Consider the following 20541-nt stretch of genomic DNA (forward strand, 5'->3'; position numbering starts at 1 on the left):
ATCACCAAATTAATGTCTAATTGAACATAAGTTGTTTAACATAAAATAGATAATATCCCCTTATACATGTATTCATGTATAAGGGGATATTATCAAATGCTTATGTGGAATTGGTGCTTTTTAACAATGCGCGACTTCTCAAAAATATGTCTAGTTTACCGCTCTAAATCAATATAATGACAATAAATATTGATGGCGATTGGTTCATCGCGCATATCATTAGTTATACGTAAAATAAAAAAGGCACCAAATTCTTAGATAAAACTATTTGCGAATGAACTCAACTAACTCTCGCATTCTATCTTCTAAATCAAACACCGAACAATGCGTTTGATCGAGCTTATCCGCTATCGCTTTAGCTATCGGAACTTTCTTACTGGCGTAACTCAAAGCAATATTTTTAATTGCAGCCTCATCTAACTGACTTCCACCTTTGTATTGATAACAACCAGCAATAACCTGATCAAACGAATCGAACTTCCCAAAACGAAAGTGGGATGATTGCGTGGTTCCTAGTTCAAGTTCCTTACGCATATCTTCTTTACCAATTGCTTCTCTTTTAAAACCTTTCTTAGTCAGGGTTTCATAAAACAGATCCTTACAAATGTAATTTTCAATTTCACGCCCTTCTGAAATCCAAACTTTGACATAGTCTTCTACAGATGAACCCAACCCGAAATTGCCTCTATTTGCCACTTTAATCCTCTCTAACATAGAGCTTAAATAAGCTTTAAAAGTATCACTATCACGGTTTGTTTGTGAGGAACAGTCAGAATCAGTTATCAAATAAGCTTTTCTACTAGTACTTAAAATATTGATTAAATTATCATCTAAGTCACCTAGAACAGTGAAGGACGCTAGGTTCGTACCTCCAAAGTATAAAAATGAGTAATCTTTTCCTTCTTTAAGCTCTCCATTTGAAAAAATATCAATCCATTTTTTCAAGTAAATCCTATCACTAGGTCCTTCAACCCAGAGAACTGTATTAGCTTGTAAGATTTGAGAAGCTTTAACCCCTAACGAATCTAACGTTTCATAGTGCTTAATTACATTGTCATTTTGGGTAATCGAGCTTGCACCAGTTGATGATTTAAAAGCTCTATATACGGCCCAATTTTCATTTAAGCAGTCAATAAGAGATGGAGAGTGAGTCGTGATAAAAAACCTATGGTTAGTTAGTTCTTTCTCGAATATGCTCACAAGTTTAATCACGGCTTCAGGGTGCAAATTAGCTTCAGGCTCCTCCAAAAAAACATTTAGATTCACATCTTTGTTAATCCATAGGTGTGATAGCAACATCACTATTTGAGAGACTCCAGTGCCTAACTGATCTAAAGAAAAAGATAGCCTTGATTCAAACTCCAGACTTAAATCCTTATCTATAACATCAATATTAGTTACTTTTTCTGATAAGATATCAGTTAACCATTGCTTTATTTGCAATTTATATCCAGCCCAGTTTGACGGGGTCGCCCTATCCTTTCTCAACTTATCTAACTCATCAATAATTTTTGCGCCATCAAAGTAGTAGCTTTGATCATTGTTTGAGTTGCGTGAGTGATGTCGAATAGGATCTACAAATACCAGCGAATTTAAAAAACGACTCCAATAGTATTTATTGTCATGGAACCCAGAAACCTCATCCGTTGGATCTTCCCAAGTTTCTGATTCAAAATTAGAGCAAATTAAACCATCGTCATTAAAAATTTGTTTATCATTAACTTTCATGTTCAAAATTGAAGCGTTAGAGCGAACATCATGATAACAATCTAGAGTTACTCGATTCTCATTAACCTTATAAGAAACTTTATCTTCCTTAGCTAAGACATTGTTACTTGAAAGTGAAATCTCGCAGTTTATTCTTTCTTTTTTCCATCCCCATGTCTGGCTCTCATCAAGTTCAGTTGCTACTGAAATAGCTTTTCCTGTAGACAGCTCTTTATTGGCAATACTTTTTAGGTAGTTAAAATATTTTGCTAAATTTGACTTTCCAGAATTGTTTGGTCCAATAATTAAATTTATTGACTTCAATCCCTCTATATAGACTCCATCTAAATCATATGAACGCCAACCACTTAGTTTTATAGAGTCAATTTTCATTTAGATTTATCCTGCTTGTACCAAGAATCTACTAAAGCTTTTAATGAATAGTTATCAGGTTTCCCTAATTTCCAAGATTTATGATACCTAACATCATTACTTCTAGGCATTGGGTTAGGTACTCTAAATTGAACTTTTCTTGGCAAATTAATTGAGTCACCTGAAACAAATGCTTCACCATCTCGAAGACTAGGTAAGAAATCAACTTGGCCAGCTAATGTGTCAGGTAGCAATCTTTTTATCTTATTTTGGTCTAAATCATTTGTAAGTCGGAGTGCTATATATGTTCCACATTGTGATAAAACTGTCGTAGAAACATTTGAAGGGCGCTGTGTGACAACTGTCAAGCCTATACCATATTTCCTGCCTTCTTTAGCAATTCTTTCAACTCTTTCTTTTGAAATATTGAACTTTGAGTCACTGTCCTCTGGTATATAGGTATGTGCTTCTTCTAGTATTAAGTTAAGAGGAATGTTTTCAGGATCCAAATCCCAATATTTGAAATCGAAACAAAGCCGAGAAATAACACCAACGCATACAGCTCTTATCTCTGCGGGCAAACCACTCAGATCTAGTAGATTTAAGTACTTATCACTTTCGTTTAGTCCTAAAATCGTTTTAAAGAACGAATCAATTGTGGTTTCTTTGTGAATATTATTGTGTAGAAAAGAATATCGACTATCGTTTAATATTGATTCGAGTTTTAAGATAATACCTGTGTAGGTTTTTTGGTCGGCAGCTGTTTTTACTTTTTTCCCCTTATCATTTTTTTCATCTCTTTCAGATGTTAACTCTGAAATTAAGTCATTAATATCGAAAAAAATTGGTGTATCAACAGAAGTGATAATGTTAGGTAGTTTTTTACACTCTTTATTCTTTAGCTTAGTAATGAACTCCTTTAAAATAGCTTTTTGATTAGAGCCCCTGTCTAAGCTGTAAACCGCCAGAAACTCTTCTAGATCTAAAAACCAATAAGGAAGCGAGAATTCGCACCAAGGTATAGCATTCGTTTTTTCTTTAAAACTGTCGTTTGGTACTTCGTCGTTATAACCGAATGCTGATGGGTATTCATTGTGTATATCGAAGAATAGAATTCGAGGACATTCATAACTAGACAGTATCGATTGAACTATTGACGCTACAGTACAACTTTTACCACTGCCTGTTGTACCTAAGATTGCAGTGTGACGCCCCATTAATTTGTCTAAGTTTAAATAGGTTTGATCGTCGTCTTTTACATCCGTAACACGAAAGTGCTCTTTATCTTCTTTCAAATCGATGCCGATTAATCGATTTACTTGGTCACTGCTAAGAAAGTATGTGTCGCAATTGATTGTAGGAAGTCGTTTTGTTCCTCTATTGAACTTTCCGTTGACTGCACAACCCAATATTGAAAGAGTTACGACTTTTCTCTCTTCCCTAACAATCTCCAACCCACTTTCTGATCTTTTGGTTTTCTCGATTTCAGTTATTTGAACTTTACTTATAGTACAAATGGTATTGCCATGCGCACCGCCACAATTGACATAAGCACCAACCTCAGCGCAATGTTTTACTTCTTGGAATTCACATTCTAAAAACTCTGCGTGGAGTATAATTGTGGCACCGTCAACCTCTTTAATTTTTCCGAACTTTAAAGCTTCTTCTCTTAATGTTGTTGTCAATTTATCACTCCCTTATATTTAGAGTCTTTCACAGCTGTTTGACATTTTAGTTACGCAGATCATTAAGGGGAAATCACATTGATGAAGTGTGCGCTTTTCCTATTCTCATGCGTTAGTTATGATTACATTAACACCTTTTATTAATAATATCAGTGGTATAGATATCAGTTCAATGACCACGCACACAGTCTACTCGCAAATAGCTTATATTTACTATTCGTAGTTAGCAGGAGGCTTGTTGTGCATCTTCTTTCACATCAGGCGCAGCGGAACAATTTGTAGCTCATGAAGGGTGTACTTTTAGGTAGAAAGTGCCATGGGTTAAAATTCATACCAGCAATGGCTATGGAAAAATCCGTGCTGTTACGTTTAGGTAATAGCACGGTTCATTTCTTATAAACTGCCTGTAGCTACAGACTTTACCTACCCACTGTATTTGTATGGGTACGTGCAATCCAACGCATGCTATTTATGTGTCACAAACGAAGGAGCGTTTTTTCATGTCAATAACTATCACTTCTATCTCTTCAACACCAACGTATTGAGAGGCAATAGTTTTCCAGTAGTCTTTCAGTTTCGATGCAAGTCCCTCAGTACCTATCCTTTTACCATCAATAACCCACTTTTTTGTGGCATTCTGGGAGATTAAAAGAAATACACCACAGCCTGCTGATTGTTCTCTCAAATAGTCACCAACCAATTGATTTCTCAATCGCTCACAAAGTTTGGGCCCACTCCACTGTTTATCAAGTAACTTTAATTCAATAGGAACTGGTGAGCTTATATTCGGGCTATCTAGCCAGATATCCATGCGTTGTTCATTCGCTAGCTCCGGTTCTTCGGCAATAGTGTAATACCCTTTACCACACTTCCTTAACTCTGCAGCAATAAGAGTCCTTACTTCATTTTCTTCTGTCGCTCGTTGCCAAGTCATCCATGGACTGTCATTTCCATTCTCAACCCAATCCTTAATAGCATTTAGCTGTAGAACTGCCAATTCAAAAAGCTGCCTATGCGATTCCGGAGAAATGAGTTTTGAACGATGGAACTCTTTAAATTGATGGGCAGACCAAGGAGAAATATTTCCATAGGCCTCCGCCATTTTATAAGCTCTTTCTCGCATCCAAGGTCTGTAGGAATCTTCAGGGTGCTCTTCTATCAGTTGTTTTAAAGCCCAGTAACTCTCTTTCCCTTGTATCTCAACGAGATAACTGAACAGCATATCTCGTGCTTCTTGAGCACGGTCACGCGTAGTAGGAGAATATACCCCTTTACCTGCCCTTTCGATGTCATCACTTGTTTTGATATACTTATGCATCAAAATATATAGAGATTTTAAATGCGCTACTGTCCTAAACCTTCCTGCACAGTACAATGCCTTTTGGGAGCTTCTTCCTCCTAACAAAGCTACAATAAATATTTCCGCAGCATGCGTAGCACTATCGTTGTCTAACCCAGATAACCAACTCTCAAACTCTTGAATTCCGACACTTGGAGAACTGTCAACTAACAATGCAAACCACCAAGCTGCTCCATTGTTATCACCCAGACTCTCTGACATACACTTCCGAGCTAATTTAGTAAGCTTTTCTGGCTCAATTCCCCCTTCAATCAATATCCGCACACAGTATTCACTACATTTCTGAGTGAGGTTAGAGCTACGCATTAAGGTATCTAGGACTTTCGGTGCGATGTGTTCACTCAACCAAGGTGCGTAATAAACTAAGTCATGTAGAATATGGTTTACAGACTCTGAATGTTTAGGTGTTCCAATTTCCCAAATAAACTCTTTCAATACCGCATCTTGCGTATCAGTAGGAAATGCTTGATGGATTTTTTCAAACCAGCTTGGGAAGCCATTAATATCCCAAGTGAGGTAACGTAGGGCTGTATCGAGATCATCGTGACTTAAATATTTAGGAAAATCAGCATACTCGGCAGCTTCAATTTCAAGGCCAGCCAATGCAAGTAGTAATGAACCAGAAATTGAGTTCCCAAGCTTCTCTTCTGATCTTAGCTTCGGTCGATAATTCCGCCAATGTTTAACACAAAAATCTTTGTATGCTAAAGCGACTTCGTTTCCAAAATCAGGAATTAGTAACTGCCATTGCGTATAATGCCGCCGGGTGGTACATGCTCTATTTTTTTCTAACTCATTCATTAGCCTTGCATGGTTATTAGTTATTTCGCCATTATCAACTATTGGTGAAGAAATTCTTGAAGGGTCTTTGCGTAAAGATATTATCCAATTTTTCCTTGTCTGTTCCTGCTCCATTTTTTTTGCTTTGATTTCTATCGAGCGTGTAGCTTCTTTCTTTTCAAACTCTTGCATTGAACTTGAAATTACAGGGTTTAATAGTTTGTTTAGTTGTTTAATAAGGGCATCATGCCCTTCCACTGCACTATGCAGGCCTGTCAGCATATTAACCGGATAACCACATTGTTGGTAAATTCTATATGTCGTGTTAAGTGCAACTAACCTATCGTCAACCAAAAAACGTGATTCTATATACCCCAAAAGCCTAAGGAAATCGGAAGCCTCAAACCCCCAATAATGATCTAGATAGGAAATACTTAAATCATCTGTCAAACGTCTTTCTTTATCGCTCAGGTGCTGTCTTGCTTTTTCAATACTATGCCAAAATAGTGCGTCATTTAATTCAGGCCATTGTGGGATAAGCTTGTTTAAGTCATGTTTAAGCTCATCATAATTTTCATTTCGCCAATACCTCAGTGCAGCTGCATTAGCCAAAATTGATAATGAAGTTACAGAAAGTGCGTTTTTGTCTTTCATTAAAACAAGCTTCTCTATACATTTAAGAGCTACACTAACTAGCCAAGCGTACTGTTCTGATATTCGACATTCTCTTCTTTCAATGTATGGTTCTTTTTCCAAATAGCCAAATATTCCATCCAAAATGACGAAAGCTGATTTAGAATCAGTACGTTCAACAAAATTGAATAAAAAATCACTCAACCTTGAAAACTCAAATTCTTTATACTTGGGTAGCTTGGGGAGGCTTTCTAAAAACAACTCGATATTAGTTTGAGTTGGTGCGCTTTCATCAATAAGCTCCACTAGCAACTCCCTTGGAAGTACGCTACAGCTATCATTTATTGCCTTCCACATAAGGTGCTTTTGCTTTTCGCTACCACAAGTCATTACCGCTCTAATAGATGCTATTCTTGCGTATTTGTCTCTATTGCTGTTAACAGCTATTGGGATTAATGATTCTACACAAGTTGTCATTCCTCCTTGCCACACAAGTCTCCCTAAGAAGAAAATAACGTCATCATTACTTTGATAAAGAGTAATAAGATTAAGAGCATCTTCTGTAAGGTCGGATTGTGCAATTCTTGCAATTGCTGAATTGTCTTGAGCCGAAGGTACATCTGTACTATTAGCAATACGATTTACAATATCTACAAGTATTCTTTTTCTTATATCTAGTGGTAATTGCGCCGGGTCGCCTTCTTCCACTGCAATTTCGGGCTTAATTTTTAAAGTTTTTGTGCAAATGTTCTCATCAAATAAAATAAGCCATGGAAGTAGTGGGCGAAGTAAAGGAGTAACGATGCTCTCACCAAGAGATTCCCTAAAAAAATAGGATTCAATCTGTGAACGGTTATGACCAGCTTTAAGCAATCCATCAAAAAATTCTGCTGCTAATAACTCTCTAATATCTCTGTGTCTAAAGCGAACTACACCGTAGATAATGTCATTGAATAAGCCACTTTCAAGAAGAGTTTTAACATCCTCTAGCGCCCAATCATATAAAATAGTATCTGCATCAATTCCTTTTTTGCTGTGTTCCGAATCAGGGATATTAACCCCAACATTGCCAGTTAATACTACAGCTGCGGCTAACCGCTGTGCCCCATCACGAGCTTTATCAACATTTAGGGGGGGACGATCGAGGTTATGAGATTCTTTTAGCCGTGTATCCACATTGTGTTGTAAAAGGTTTAGACGCCCGCCTAACGACTTATCATCTGCCCATTTAGTAATAATTACATCTAAATCGAAAGGCCTTTCTGCTAAACTCCACAGGCTAAGTCTATTGACTTCGTTTAACAGTTTTTCGGTGTCTTCTATTCCATGAGCGTTAGAATATTCTGAAATCCTGTCACTATCTAAAGGCCGTAAGCCATATATTCTTAATGCACTCGATGCTTCTTTGCTATTACAGTCGTTACTCTCTTTATTCTCAGGAGATGCAAAAAAAAGAAACGTATTCATTAAATTTCTATCAGCTTCGGGTCTCCAACTATAAGGTCGGCTAGAAATATATATGTGTGCTCTATGTGCTCCTTTTCTTATCCCCTTCGAAAAACGTGTTATTGCTTTTTCAAAAGCTCTTGGACTAGTAAGCCTCGCTTCATCTACTGAGTCTAAAAAAAACCAAGCCTCTTCACTTGAAGCTAGCCAAGAATCAAATGTATCCTCATCACCAACTTCAAAAGCATCATAAAATTGACGATCTATATCTTCGATTCTAATAAAGAAAGATGGTTTTCCTTCATTAGCAAGTAAAGTGGCTTTTTCTCGAAATTCTATTGTTTTTCCTGCACCAGCTTCAGCTAGCACTACACAACGATACTCACATAATAGTGAATCCCATGATTCAGTTTCTCCTATCCCCCAGTTAAGGGACTGCTCAAGTTTTTCTGCTTCTTTTTGATCTTTAGATACAGGTGAAAACTGCCTGTTTAGAGGGATGTATTTCGACATAACGACCCCAAAGTCAAGTGGATTGTGGACGAATCGTCCAATGCTTTATATTCTACTCGTTCCTCATTGTGATCCCAAATAATGCAACTAAATTTATATTTGAGATCAACTTTAACGGTTGTCCATTAGCTAAACTGGTAGTTATTTTCTTTTGTAATGAGAGATCAGATGAATCAAGCTAAAAAGTAGCTAATGGAATCAGAGGAAGGGTTAACTCTAAACTAGGATGAGGGTGGGTATCTTTTTCTGTGTATTAAGAAAGTCATCGAAGGGAGGGAGCGTCGAATCTACCACTACTGTTATAGGTTGTTCTGCTACTACCTTCTGGTATTTTAACAACTAAGTCTTCTTCAACTTATTAGAGTTCTTCTAAACAGTTAAAGCGAATGAAATTGAGTAACGTAACTGCCGTAAATGGGACATTTACATTCTACCTCTTCATAAAGCGATAGACATGACTAAAGTTTCCACTTTTCTAACACAACCAGAGATATCACCAAGCCCTCTTGAGTCATTTTCCACGTGACGTTTTCACTATATTAAAGCTGGGATTGAGACCTTCCCTATCATCATCCTGACAATAATTAGTGACAAAAGACTCTAAGTCATTATATTACCACAAGTTTTTATCTTGACATTGGTTTAGTAAAGGTACTAGTTTTAGGGTGAAGATAATAAAAAGGCTCGAAATAATGAAATTACAATATCTATCCGACCTCCACCTTGAAGTTGCGGTAATGGACGTACCTATAACTGATGCTGACGTTGTGGTTCTAGCGGGGGATATTCATAGTGATGGAAAAAAGGCAGTCGATTGGGCTTCAAAGTTCCCCCAAGATGTAATCTATGTTATTGGAAACCATGAATATTATTCGGGTGATACAATCATTGGATTACCCGATAGATTAAAAGCCTACTCAATGAAATATGAGAATGTACATGTGCTAAATAATGACTCGCTCATCATTAACGATGTCGCTTTTCATGGGTGCACGCTCTGGACTGACTTTGAACTTTATGGCAACGCTGAGTTGGCATTTTACTATGCTAGAAGAGAGATTTCTGACTATCAGGTGATTAGATTTGATGAAGTTCAAGCGTTCACACCAGCACTGGCTACGGAACTTCACAAAAACTCAGCAGCTTGGCTTAAAGGAGCAATCGCATCTTCTCATTCTTCGAAAAATGTTGTTATAACTCATCATCTACCTACACCAAAAGCAATTCAAGAAAGATTCGCCGATAGTAAACTGAACCCTGCTTTTGCATCAGATTGTCACCAGCTCTTCCAACTAGACATCTCAACATGGATTTTTGGCCATAATCATTGCTGTCAACAGTTTGAAATTAAGGGAATTGATTTTGTTTCTAACCAACGTGGTTATTATGGCTATGAAAATATAGCCAACTTCTCCCCGTACAAGATTATTGAGATATAGTGAACTAGGAAGCTCCTTCAATTACCTGAAGAAAATAGGTACAAAGCCCACTTCTGAATTGACGCGTTGAGTTGGAGGCATTCTTAAAAACCCTCCCCTTTGAGTCCAGCTCCATGACAGCACAACGCTCCCAGTGTGAAGCTGACTTATTGTAATCAAGTTCGCCCAAAATTTTGCCAGCGGCCTTCAATTTATTAGCCGAAGTACCACGGTTCACTAACTGATGAATAGCTAACCCTAATGCTTGCCATACTTGTGGAGATAAGTGATAACCTGAACGGTTGTTGGCAAATTCTATTTTCAGCGGGTTAAGCCAAGCTTTCAAAAAGACCGAGATATTGCTTACGTAACTATCTGAGAGGGTTGACGAAAGTTTTGAACCATCGGCGAGCGTCACATCCTTCGACATTTTGCTGTACTCCTGAGTCCCTACGCCTGCTACAGCCCCGACTAGCAGCTTAAATAGAATATATTGAGTGGTGATGTAGTGCTCTGAGACTTTCACATGCTTGGAGTCAAAGTTCACACCACCATACTCATCAATTTTAGTTTCCTTGATTAGTTGCTCGATAAAAGCCTTTAATGGAATTTGATCGTTAAGCATCAAACGCTTGCCATCACTAAGATGAGGGAGACTTAAGGTGGAATCAAAGGTACTACTTTTTTTAAATAGTTCGATAATGTCATGGCTAGTCAAGCCTTGCACATCATCAAACACAACTCTTACTTCAACATCTTCCATAGCCAAGCGCTGTCGAAGTTCACTTTTTCTATTAGCCTCTTTAACGCTCAACCTTGAGCTAAACAAAAACGTCTTAAGCCCTAAAATTTTACATACCGCAATCAACCCCAGAACGTTACCTACGATATACGTTCCAGAGGAATCAAAAACCAAGCTTGGAAGTTGGTGAGATATGTCGTGAAGGTCGGGTTTACCAGTAACGGCAAAAGTTAGTGACAAAGGAGCAGTCGTCACGCTTTCTTGCATTCCCCTTACTAGCTCTTCCTGAAGCGATTGTACTTTATCTACATTTTTTGAGTTCACCGCAGCTTCCGCTACCCACTTTAACTCTGCTAACCAATTTTCAGTAGAGAAGTAAGATCCGATTTCAATCATTGGCATGGTTGTAATCAGTGTTTTTTGAGTTCTCGTACTAGAGGAAAGCAAAATGCCTTTTATTTTTTTTTCTGAAAGTTTCAAGTATTTTCATCCAGTTAGCTATCTATTGGAGTTTAATTTAAATTTATCTATTGATCCGACGTGTGTGTCGGATCAATACTGATGTCAATGAAAGCACAAACTTAGCCCCAAATCATTATATTGCCACAGATAAAATTTTAGAGATTGAGCACATGACAGATGAAAAAATAGAAAACCTAAATGAAATTGCTGGTGAGGCATTAGAAAGTTCAATAGTTGATCGCTTGGTAGAGCGATACGAAGATAAAGAAAGCAATAGTTACCTAGCAAGCTCTAAGGAGTTAATGCAAACAGCCTCTAGTACTTCCCCACAACAGATTTTGGATATTTTTAAGTCCCAAGCCCAGTATTATTCCGGAGTAAAAACAGTAAACACCACATTGAAACATACTGTTCTACTTATCACTCCACAATTAGCTCGGAATATGTTGAAGTTTTCACGGCGTGGTGCTGTCAATCCAAACAACAAGAACAGAAAACTTAGTCGCGCAAAGGTAAAAAAATATGCAGAGGCGATAAAAACGAGTCAATGGTGCTTAACTGGTGAGCCTATAATAATCTCTATTGAGGGGGAGATTTTAAATGGACACCATCGTCTTCAAGCTTCATTTGAATCAAATTCTAGCTTTATTGCACCAATAACCTACGGTGTCACCGACATCTTATCCTTTGCGCATATTGATGTTGGTAATACACGTACTAGATCGCAAGTGTTGGAAATGGCAGGCGTCAAAGTGAGTGCTTCAGTGTTATCTCGTGTAGCAATGTTATCAAAAGCATTTGACGCAACCTCAAACCCTTATGCTTTTCGAGGAACGCAGGGAACATCATTCCAACCAGCAGAAATATTAGCTTACGTTGAAGAAAATGAAGAACTCGCATTATCGGTCGATTTTGTCGCGAAAGTCGTTAAACGACACAAACTTGAAAGCCAAGTCTCTGAAGCAATTTATGCGTTTGCACATTCATTGATTAAAAGAAAACTCAAGGAAAATCCACCTAGTGCAGATCTGACGCTATCACCTGAAACATATTTAACTCGAATAATTTCCTCGTTGGGATTGGAGTCAGAGGATGATATAGAGTATCAAGTGCGTAACTACCTACAGTCACTTGTTCACGAATCAACATCTTATTCATTACTCTGCAAGTTATCAGCAATTTTCAAAGGTTGGAACATGCACTTAGACAAACCAGTTGTTGGTAATAAAGTAAGTGTTCGACGGGTCGCTCGTTATAGGAAAGATGAATGCGGTAATAAGATCCCGATGCAATCAGCAGGAAATATAAACGAAGCCTTCACTATTCCATGCGTAGGAAAAGGATTAACACCCAAGCGTATTTCAAAGCAAGCTAATGTGCAGGCTATCAGCATGTAAGCCGAAAAAGAGATCACTATTCGATATGAAATATGCGACTAGGAAATAACGAGCTGATTCAGAATTGAAGAAAGTTCATGAAGTTGAACTGGTAGATGGTGGTGGTTTTCTAGTCAAAAATGGAAATTTCCGTGCATTGTAGGCAACTTCATGAAGTCGAATTAGAAGTGAATTCGCCTAAAGTCCCTATTTATGCGCCTTGCAGGCACTCATTCACACATGAAGTTATACTCACTGTTTAGAAGTTAAATTGGTTTTGGAGATTGTAAGGCAGGTATCTTTATGTGATGCCCTGCCTTTATATTGTGTCGATAGTCTCTAATTTATACTGTGTATTTAACCATATTGGCTATTTACCATAAAATACCTAATAACCAGTGATAATAATCTTCGATTTTAACCCTGGTATTAGTTAGAGATTATCCGCCAGCAAACTTAACTTTGTAGCCTTTCTTTTCAAGGTGCGCTTTGATCTTGTCACGAGCATCTCCTTGAATTTCGATGTTACCATCTTTTACTGAGCCGCCGCAGCCGCACACTTTTTTGAGTTCTGCTGCCATTAGTTTTAATGGTGCGTCATCTAGGTCTAAGCCAGTTACGACAGAAACGCCTTTGCCTTTACGGCCTTTGGTTTCTTTTTGGATTCGAACGATACCATCGCCTTTAGGACGTTGGACTTTCTCTTCTTCAGGTTTAATACGACCTGTTTCTGTTGAATATACTAGGCTCATAAATTACTTCTTTTGTTGCTCTGCTTTTTGTTTTGCGAGTAAGTAAGCTTCTATATGACGCTGGATTGCAATCTTGCCGCCTTTGATTAAGCGACCGTTAAACATGCAATACCACGCATTAGGCTCACCAGTGTCATTCTTGATTTGGTAGCCGTTGAAGTTTTCAGTCGAGCCACCAGTTCCTCTCGACTTATTTAATGACGTGAATTCTTTTGGATCAATAATAGACGCGGTTTCAATCCACCAATCAATACTCTTTTTTACGGCAGCTAGGTTGCCCTGAATAACGTTGTTTTTTAATTTAGCACGCCAAACTGTGTTATTAGCATCTATCGATTGAAGATGGACGCTTCGGTAAATTGAATTAGCCATGTCTATTAATCATCTTTTTGTTTTCACTACATTAATCATAAGTATACTTATAATGATATCAAGCATAATATGGTAAAAAAACCTGTTGAGGTACGGTAATTTGAGAAAAAAAGTCCCTATTTTAACCGACTCTGTGATAATTAATTCATTTGTTGAAAAATTAAACAGGCACGCGACAATTGAAATTATAGATGAATTGACAGGATTTCAATACTCTCACAATTCACTGTTGGGTATCTATAGTGATTGGAATCGCTATCATGCGTTCTGTACCAAACATCGTATTAACACACTTCCCGCTTCTATAACCGCTGTGCGTCGATTTCTTGAGACGGAGTCCAACGATAGAAAATACGCATCCTTGAAACGTTACACTGCAACGCTTAGTATGTTACATACTGTGTTGAGCTTTGCTAACCCGATCAAGCATAGGCAAGTTCGCTTTACCCTGCTCCACTTACAATCTCAAATGGCCGGTGACGCCAAACAAACCAATGCTATGACATCTGTGCATCTCACTGATTTAAATACGTTACTCTCCCATGATAAAGCAAACTTGAAAGAGATCAGAGACATCGCTATTTATAACGTTATGTTCGAGTGTGCTTTAAAGCGCTCAGAACTTAAGGCGTTGTCGATGACCGATGTTGAGTACGTTGAAGATCATTACCAAGTAACAGTCAAAGATTCAGCTTATCAGTTATCACAAATAGCCAGTGTTGCACTTCAACGTTGGCTTTCGTTTACTGGACCACAAGACGATTTGCCTGTGTTTCGTGCGATAGACAAGCATGAGAATATTGGTTTACAGCCTTTAGATGATTCGTCCATTTACCGAATATTGAGAAGAGCAAGCGACTTACTTCAACTTCCAGAAAACCACCATTTCTCTGGAAATTCGATTCGTGTTGGTGCCGCACAAGAGTTGTCGAAACAAGGTCTTAAGGTTAGAGAGATTCAGGACTTTGGTCGCTGGCTTAGCCCTGCCATGCCAGCCCAATATGTGGGTTTCACGGGAACGGCTGAGAGTGAGAAGATGAAGTTTAAGGCGCTAATACCTTGGCAATAAACGGTTCGTAATTACTTGGATATTGTTACTTGGATATAAGTTGTGGCTAAATGATAGATTCGTAAAAAAAACGGCTAGCTTTAAAAAAAGTGCCTTGGCGAAAGCTTAAGGCACTTTTGGGTTCAGCTCTAAGTGAACGAAAACGAGTTAGAAACCTAAGAAAGGCTTGTTCTCACGCAGTTCTCTAAGAACTGGCTGAATTTGTGGCCGTCATGCTCAACCATTTTAGGGAACATGGAGATTGGCGTCATACCTGGGAAGGTGTTGACTTCGTTCAGATAGATTTCGTTGTCTTGCGTTAAGAAGAAGTCGATACGAGATAAATGGCGGAGCTTCATCTGTGTAAACACTTTTCGAGCGCTTTCTGCAATCAGTTCACGCTGCTCATCAGTGAGGTTGCTTGCTTCAACTTCAGTGATCGAGTGACTGTCTGCACTGTACTTCTCTTCGTAAGAGTAAAATGCGCCGTTCGGTGCAATCACCTCGCCCGGTTTGCTGATATGTAGCTCGCCATCGATTTCATAAGCAGCAACTTCTAGCTCTCTAGGCACCACTGATTTCTCAACCAATACTTGGTCCGAGAAAGTGAACGCCTTGTTGATAGCCTCGCTCAAATCTTCTACTTGGTTAACTTGGTAACAACCCACAGAAGAACCTTGACGAGCCGCTTTCACGAACACTTTACCCCACTTTTCAAATGCTTGTGTTGCGTGTGAGTGAGATTGATCATTGTTGTCTGATAAGAACAGGTATGGCGTGTTTGGAATACCAAGTGCGTCGTACCAAAGCTTTGAAGTGATTTTGTTAAAGCTGTTGTTACTCGCTTCAGAACCACAACCTAGGTACGGGATTTTAGCCATTTCAAACAGTGATTGAATATCACCTGTTTCACCTGGGAAACCGTGTATGCAAGGAACAATGAAATCGACTTTAGATGTTAAATTGTCACCGCGCAGGGTTTGATCGTTAATATCAAGATAAACCAATTCACCTGAATCAAGACACCAGCCTTCGTTTTTAATTTCAACTCTCACAACGTTGAAATCTGCAACGCTACTGAGTTGTTCGAAAAGGTAATTGGCTGAAACTAAAGACACTTCATGCTCTGAAGATCCACCGCCGCAAAGTAGAAGTATGTTTGTGGTGTTCATGGGTAAATTCGGTCCTTGAAACTAGGAATACTGACTTCAATGATAAACAAAAGTCGAGATAGGTACAGTGTTTTGATTGTTAAAATTGCGTTCGAAAGATCGAGCGATTAACTATTAAACAAAACAGCGAGTCTTAAAACAAAAGAAGGAGCATTTGCTCCCTCTTCATGAATCAAAACTTAGTTCAACTTGTTAAGCGTTGGGTATTCAGAGTTCTTGATGTCATCAATGCTCTTAACAAACGGCTTCAAGTTTTGGAAAGTGTTCGGCAGTGTTGAGATTGCCTTTTTAGCTTCTAAGCGTGTCGCGTAATCACCGTAAAGGACAGTGAACCACTTAGTGCCGTTAACCATTTTGTAGTTTTCCCAAACTGGTTGAGAAGTCGTAGGTAGCATTTTCACGAAAGAATCGACTTTACTTTGGCTGCCAACAGCAACAACTTGAACGGTGTAACCAAAACGCTGATTCATGTCTTGCTGTTTCTTGGTTGGGCCTGTCACTACTGCAACTGGCTTCGCTTGAGTCGTTTGAGTGACTTTCTGTTCAACAGGTTCAGTTCTGATCACGTTGACAACGTTTTCTTCAACAACGCCTGTTTGCTCAGATTGAGATACAACTGGAGCTTCAACTTTGGCCGTTTTGTATTCTTCTTGATAACTATCTGAAGTGACATTGGTAACGTAGTCGTCAGATACACATGCAGCCAAGAGCAGTGGCAAAGTCACAATTGCAAATTTTTTCATGGAAAGCTCTATATCCTTAATAATAATTACTATAAATCATGCCGATACGTCGGTTTAGAATCAAGTTAACTTTGAGATTATACACCATTAGTGGGTGACCTATTTCACAAACTTTATGCAGTGTCTGCTTATTCATCTTAATTCGGTGAATTTGCCATCAACCCGTGAGTGCAAAGTAAGTTACGATGAACTTACGTGCATTGCTAGGATATGTCTATGAATCATCTTGATCCCCTACTTAAACCCCGTTCAATCGCTGTTGTTGGTGCTTCTCAACGAGAAACGCGTGCAGGGTATATCGTCATGAACAATTTGTTGCACGGGGATTTTAAAGGTGCAGTGATGCCAGTTACGCCAAAATATGACTCTGTGGCAGGCGTACTCTCTTATAAAAACATTTTGTCGCTACCGATCGTTCCTGACCTTGCCATTTTATGTACCAATGCGACCCGTAATGTCGCCATTTTTAAAGAACTAGCCGAGAAAGGTATAGCCTCTGTCATTGTGCTTTCTTCCGACATGCAGCAAGAAAGCGATAATGGTGAGACGTATGATGAACGATGCCTAGCGATTGCCAAAAAACACAACATTCGAGTGTTAGGTTCCAATAGTTTGGGAGTAATTGTCCCTTGGTTAAATTTAAACGCCTCATTCTCTCCTGTGACAGCATTACCCGGTAAGATCGCCTTTGTTTCTCAGTCTGCAGCTGTGTGTACCACGATTCTCGATTGGGCTAATGACAAAGAGATCGGTTTTTCGGCGTTTATCTCTATAGGTAATGGCAGTGACATCGAATTCTCGGAGTTATTGGATTATCTGAGTACCGATTCTCACACCGAAGCGATATTACTTTATGTAGACAGCATTACTGATGCGAGGCGCTTTATTTCTGCAGCGCGTGCGGCATCGCGCAACAGACGAATTCTAGTGCTAAAAGGCGGACGAACAGCGAAAGGCCGAGCGGCGGCAATGGCACACACCGGTGGTGCCGATACTTTAGATATTATCTACGATTCCGCGATTCGCCGTAGTGGCATGTTGCGAGTTAAGAACTTACATGAATTGTTTGCTGCGGTAGAGACACTGACTCATTCAGTACCATTGCGTGGTGAGCGTTTGGCTATTGTTACCAACGGTGGCGGCCCTGCGATTATGGCCGTGGATACGCTATTTGACCGCGGTGGCAAGCTCGCAGAGTTTTCACAAGAGACTCTTGATAAGTTGAACAAGGTGTTGCCATCGAGTTGGTCTCACAGCAATCCTATCGATATTGTTGGTGATGCTGGTGATCAGCGTTATATCGATACCATAAACATCTTACTCGATGGCGATGAAGCGGATGCGATTCTTATCATGCACAGTCCCTCTGCGGTCGCACATTCAGCCAAAACAGCAGAGCGAATTATTGAGGCGATTAAAAAGCACCCTCGCCATAAGCGCTTTAACATCCTGACGAATTGGTCTGGTGAGTTAACAGCTAGGCCAGCGAGAAAGCTGTTTACCGAAGCGGGTTTCCCAACTTATCGAACGCCTGAAAGCTCAGTGGTCGCATTCATGCACTTGGTCGAATACAGACGTAATCAACGTCAGTTAATGGAAACGCCGACTACCGCTGAAAAAGTACACATTGAAGATCTAGCAGATGCGAAAAGTTGGATAAAACGACAACTACTGGATAAAGACACAGTTAGCCTTGATACTCACCAAAATAGCCAGTTTTTCAAGAGCTTCAACCTCGATGTGTTGCCAACTTGGATCGCTTCTGATCCAAGTGAAGCGGTACACATTGCAGAAACAATTGGTTATCCGGTTGCCGTAAAACTTCGTTCGCCAGACATTGCACACAAGTCAGACGTTCAAGGTGTGATGCTCAATTTACGAAACAGCAGTGAAGTTGCCAATGCTGCTCAGGCAATTCTCGATCGTTCTCAACTATCCTTCCCTACAGCTCACATCCACGGCTTGTTAATTCAGGGTATGGCCAAGATCGCGGGTGGCCAAGAGCTACGAGTCAAAGTAACAACCGATGAAACCTTTGGCCCCATCATTTTACTTGGACAAGGTGGTTCGGAGTGGGATGAATCGATTGATGCGGCCGCTGCTTTCCCACCGCTCAACATGACACTGGCGCGCTACTTGATTATTCGAGCGATAAAAAGTGGCAAGATTCGCCTACAAAAGCTCCCTAACCCGATTGATATAGAGGGCCTTTCTGAATTATTGGTTCGTATATCGCAGATGGTCGTTGATTGCCCTGAAATACATGATTTAGATATCCATCCAGTACTGGCCAACGGAGACAAGTTCACGATCTTAGATGCCGATATCATATTGAAAGCTTACGAAGGAGACCCGCAAGAAAGGTTGGCCATTCGCCCTTACCCAGTCGAGCTTGAAGAACGTATCCAGCTAAAAGATGGAACCGAAGTGTTGTTACGCCCTATTCTGCCCGAAGATGAACCGCTCCATGCTGACTTTATTAATCGCGTATCTAAAGAGGATCTTTATAAACGTTTCTTTAGTGATGTCGGTGAGTTCAATCATGAAGCGTTGGCTAATTTTACTCAGATTGATTTCGATAGAGAGATCGCCTTTGTTGTGGTGCGTGAAGAACAAGGGGTTCCTGCAATCATCGGTGTATCGAGAGCGCTGATTAACCCAGAGAACACCGATGCCGAGTTTGCGATTCTGATACGTTCCGATCTGAAAGGTGTCGGCATAGGTCGTATTCTGATGACGAAAGTTATCGATTACTGCCGAGCAAAGCAGACTAAACAGATGTCGGGTATGACGATGCCAACCAATAGAGGGATGCTGACACTAGCTCAAAAGCTCGGTTTTAAGCTAGATATCAGTTTTGAAGACGGTACTGCAGATATGGTGTTACCGTTACTTTAACGCCCATGTCTTTTTAAGATGTTGGATACACCAAGACTTGGCGTCGCCCATTTTGTTACGTCGCCAAGCCATGACGATATCGATCGGCTGTGGTTCTGTACCCGAAATCTGCTGTAGTACGCCAGATTCAATCAGCGGCTTAGCAATACTACTCGGCAAGGTGCCAATCCCTAATCCACTTGTCAGAGCTTCAACCTTTGCAGGGAAACTTGTCACGGTTAAACGAGGTTGCTTCTCTAGAATGTTGCGACTTAAAGCGGGTTGATCGCGTGCAGTATCTGCGATTGCAATTACCCTGTAACTTTCTCTAGCCTTTTGGTCAAACTCGCCAGAACGCTTGTGAACGTAGTGGTTTGATGCCGCGACCCATACCATTTCCATCTTGCCGATTACGTCACTTTTCATATCGTTCGGGATGGTGTCGAGTTTCGGGCAAACAAGCAGGTCAGCACGACCATCGGTGAGTGATTCCCAGCATCCAGCTAAGATCTCTTCTTGTAAGCGAACGCGTGTTTTGCTGATTTTCCCTAGTTCATCGACTAACGAGAAGAAATTAGCAATCGGAATAATGCCATCGAAAGCAATGGTTAAATCCAACTCCCAACCGTTAGCAAGAATACTCGCATCGTTAACGAGTTGTTCAGTGGCACCCAGAATGATCCTACCTTGCTCTAATATTAGCTGCCCCGCTTCAGTGAAATTGGCGCGGTGTCCTGAGCGGTCGAAAATCATGATATCCAAGTCTTGTTCTAACTTCTGGATTTGATAACTCAATGAAGAAGGTGCTCGGTCCATTTCATTCGCTGCAGCTGCGAAACTCCCACGACGATCAATGGCATCTAATATGTGTAATGCTTCAAGTGTTATTGGACTATGCATAGCTTTCCTACTTTATAAATGAGACTTGAATAACAAAAACAGAAGCATTCAGGTTGTGAATGGAACTGTAAAAATCTTTTTAATACAGTCATTTAAGAGTGTTAATTATGAACTAGTTGATAATATTGAAAATTATTTAAATGCAAATAATAGTAATTATCATTTAGATCCAATATTATCTTT

General features: G+C 39.7%; 13 protein-coding genes. 4 read left to right on the top strand and 9 right to left on the bottom strand.

The genetic code is table 11. The features are described from left to right. Positions 1-264 precede the first annotated feature (264 nt). From CWO27_RS14575 to CWO27_RS14585, 3 genes are all read right to left on the bottom strand, one after another. The gene (locus CWO27_RS14575) at positions 265-2100 is read right to left on the bottom strand and encodes an ATP-dependent nuclease (protein ID WP_107899137.1); all 1836 of its coding nucleotides are present in this window, start codon (positions 2098-2100) and stop codon (positions 265-267) included. Further along, entirely contained in the window at positions 2097-3764 is a 1668-nt protein-coding gene (locus CWO27_RS14580; RefSeq protein ID WP_107899138.1) for an ATP-binding protein, read from the bottom strand. Before CWO27_RS14580 ends, CWO27_RS14575 begins: the two co-directional genes overlap by 4 nt. A 469-nt stretch (positions 3765-4233) precedes the next feature. Further along, entirely contained in the window at positions 4234-8496 is a 4263-nt protein-coding gene (locus tag CWO27_RS14585) for an NACHT domain-containing protein (protein WP_107899139.1), read from the bottom strand. A gap of 692 nt (positions 8497-9188) precedes the next feature. On the opposite strand from CWO27_RS14585, the gene CWO27_RS14590 reads away from it, so the two are divergent. After that, positions 9189-9935 carry a metallophosphoesterase gene (locus CWO27_RS14590; protein WP_107899140.1) on the top strand — a complete coding sequence of 249 codons (747 nt, stop codon included), beginning with the start codon at positions 9189-9191 and terminating at the stop codon, positions 9933-9935. Positions 9936-9939: 4 nt separating this feature from the next. Here the strand turns inward: CWO27_RS14590 and CWO27_RS14595 are convergent, their stop codons facing one another. Then, complete coding sequence (locus tag CWO27_RS14595; protein ID WP_107899141.1) at positions 9940-11058, bottom strand: hypothetical protein; 1119 nt, start codon at positions 11056-11058, stop codon at positions 9940-9942. Positions 11059-11288: 230 nt separating this feature from the next. Here CWO27_RS14595 and CWO27_RS14600 point away from each other — a divergent pair, with 230 nt between their 5' ends. Further along, positions 11289-12515 carry a hypothetical protein gene (locus CWO27_RS14600; protein ID WP_017082250.1) on the top strand — a complete coding sequence of 409 codons (1227 nt, stop codon included), beginning with the start codon at positions 11289-11291 and terminating at the stop codon, positions 12513-12515. A gap of 419 nt (positions 12516-12934) precedes the next feature. Here the strand turns inward: CWO27_RS14600 and yciH are convergent, their stop codons facing one another. Both yciH and CWO27_RS14610 read right to left on the bottom strand, forming a co-directional pair. Next, the gene (gene yciH / locus CWO27_RS14605) at positions 12935-13246 is read right to left on the bottom strand and encodes a stress response translation initiation inhibitor YciH (protein ID WP_008221404.1); all 312 of its coding nucleotides are present in this window, start codon (positions 13244-13246) and stop codon (positions 12935-12937) included. A gap of 3 nt (positions 13247-13249) precedes the next feature. After that, complete coding sequence (locus CWO27_RS14610; protein ID WP_048660165.1) at positions 13250-13618, bottom strand: DUF3319 domain-containing protein; 369 nt, start codon at positions 13616-13618, stop codon at positions 13250-13252. Positions 13619-13718: 100 nt separating this feature from the next. Between CWO27_RS14610 and CWO27_RS14615 the strand changes: the two genes are divergently transcribed. Next, positions 13719-14687, top strand: coding sequence for a tyrosine-type recombinase/integrase (locus tag CWO27_RS14615; protein ID WP_048668928.1), 969 nt, complete (start codon positions 13719-13721; stop codon positions 14685-14687). Between the two features lie 155 nt (positions 14688-14842). Here CWO27_RS14615 and CWO27_RS14620 read toward each other — a convergent pair whose 3' ends face one another. Both CWO27_RS14620 and CWO27_RS14625 read right to left on the bottom strand, forming a co-directional pair. Beyond that, the gene (locus CWO27_RS14620; protein WP_107899142.1) at positions 14843-15838 is read right to left on the bottom strand and encodes a D-alanine--D-alanine ligase; all 996 of its coding nucleotides are present in this window, start codon (positions 15836-15838) and stop codon (positions 14843-14845) included. A 179-nt stretch (positions 15839-16017) separates the two neighbouring features. Next, the gene (locus CWO27_RS14625) at positions 16018-16581 is read right to left on the bottom strand and encodes an SPOR domain-containing protein (RefSeq protein WP_055319529.1); all 564 of its coding nucleotides are present in this window, start codon (positions 16579-16581) and stop codon (positions 16018-16020) included. Positions 16582-16797: 216 nt separating this feature from the next. Here CWO27_RS14625 and CWO27_RS14630 point away from each other — a divergent pair, with 216 nt between their 5' ends. Further along, positions 16798-19479 (top strand): bifunctional acetate--CoA ligase family protein/GNAT family N-acetyltransferase, encoded by a 2682-nt coding sequence (locus CWO27_RS14630; protein ID WP_107899143.1) that lies wholly within the window; start codon positions 16798-16800, stop codon positions 19477-19479. On the opposite strand, the gene CWO27_RS14635 is transcribed toward CWO27_RS14630, so the two are convergent. Continuing rightward, positions 19471-20358 (bottom strand): LysR family transcriptional regulator, encoded by an 888-nt coding sequence (locus CWO27_RS14635; protein WP_055319527.1) that lies wholly within the window; start codon positions 20356-20358, stop codon positions 19471-19473. The genes CWO27_RS14630 and CWO27_RS14635 overlap by 9 nt on opposite strands. Between the last annotated feature and the right edge of the window lie 183 nt (positions 20359-20541).

Origin of the sequence: Vibrio sp. 10N.286.51.C3 (genome assembly GCF_003050065.1) — a bacterium.
In the GTDB taxonomy this organism is placed as follows: Bacteria; Pseudomonadota; Gammaproteobacteria; order Enterobacterales; family Vibrionaceae; genus Vibrio; species Vibrio crassostreae.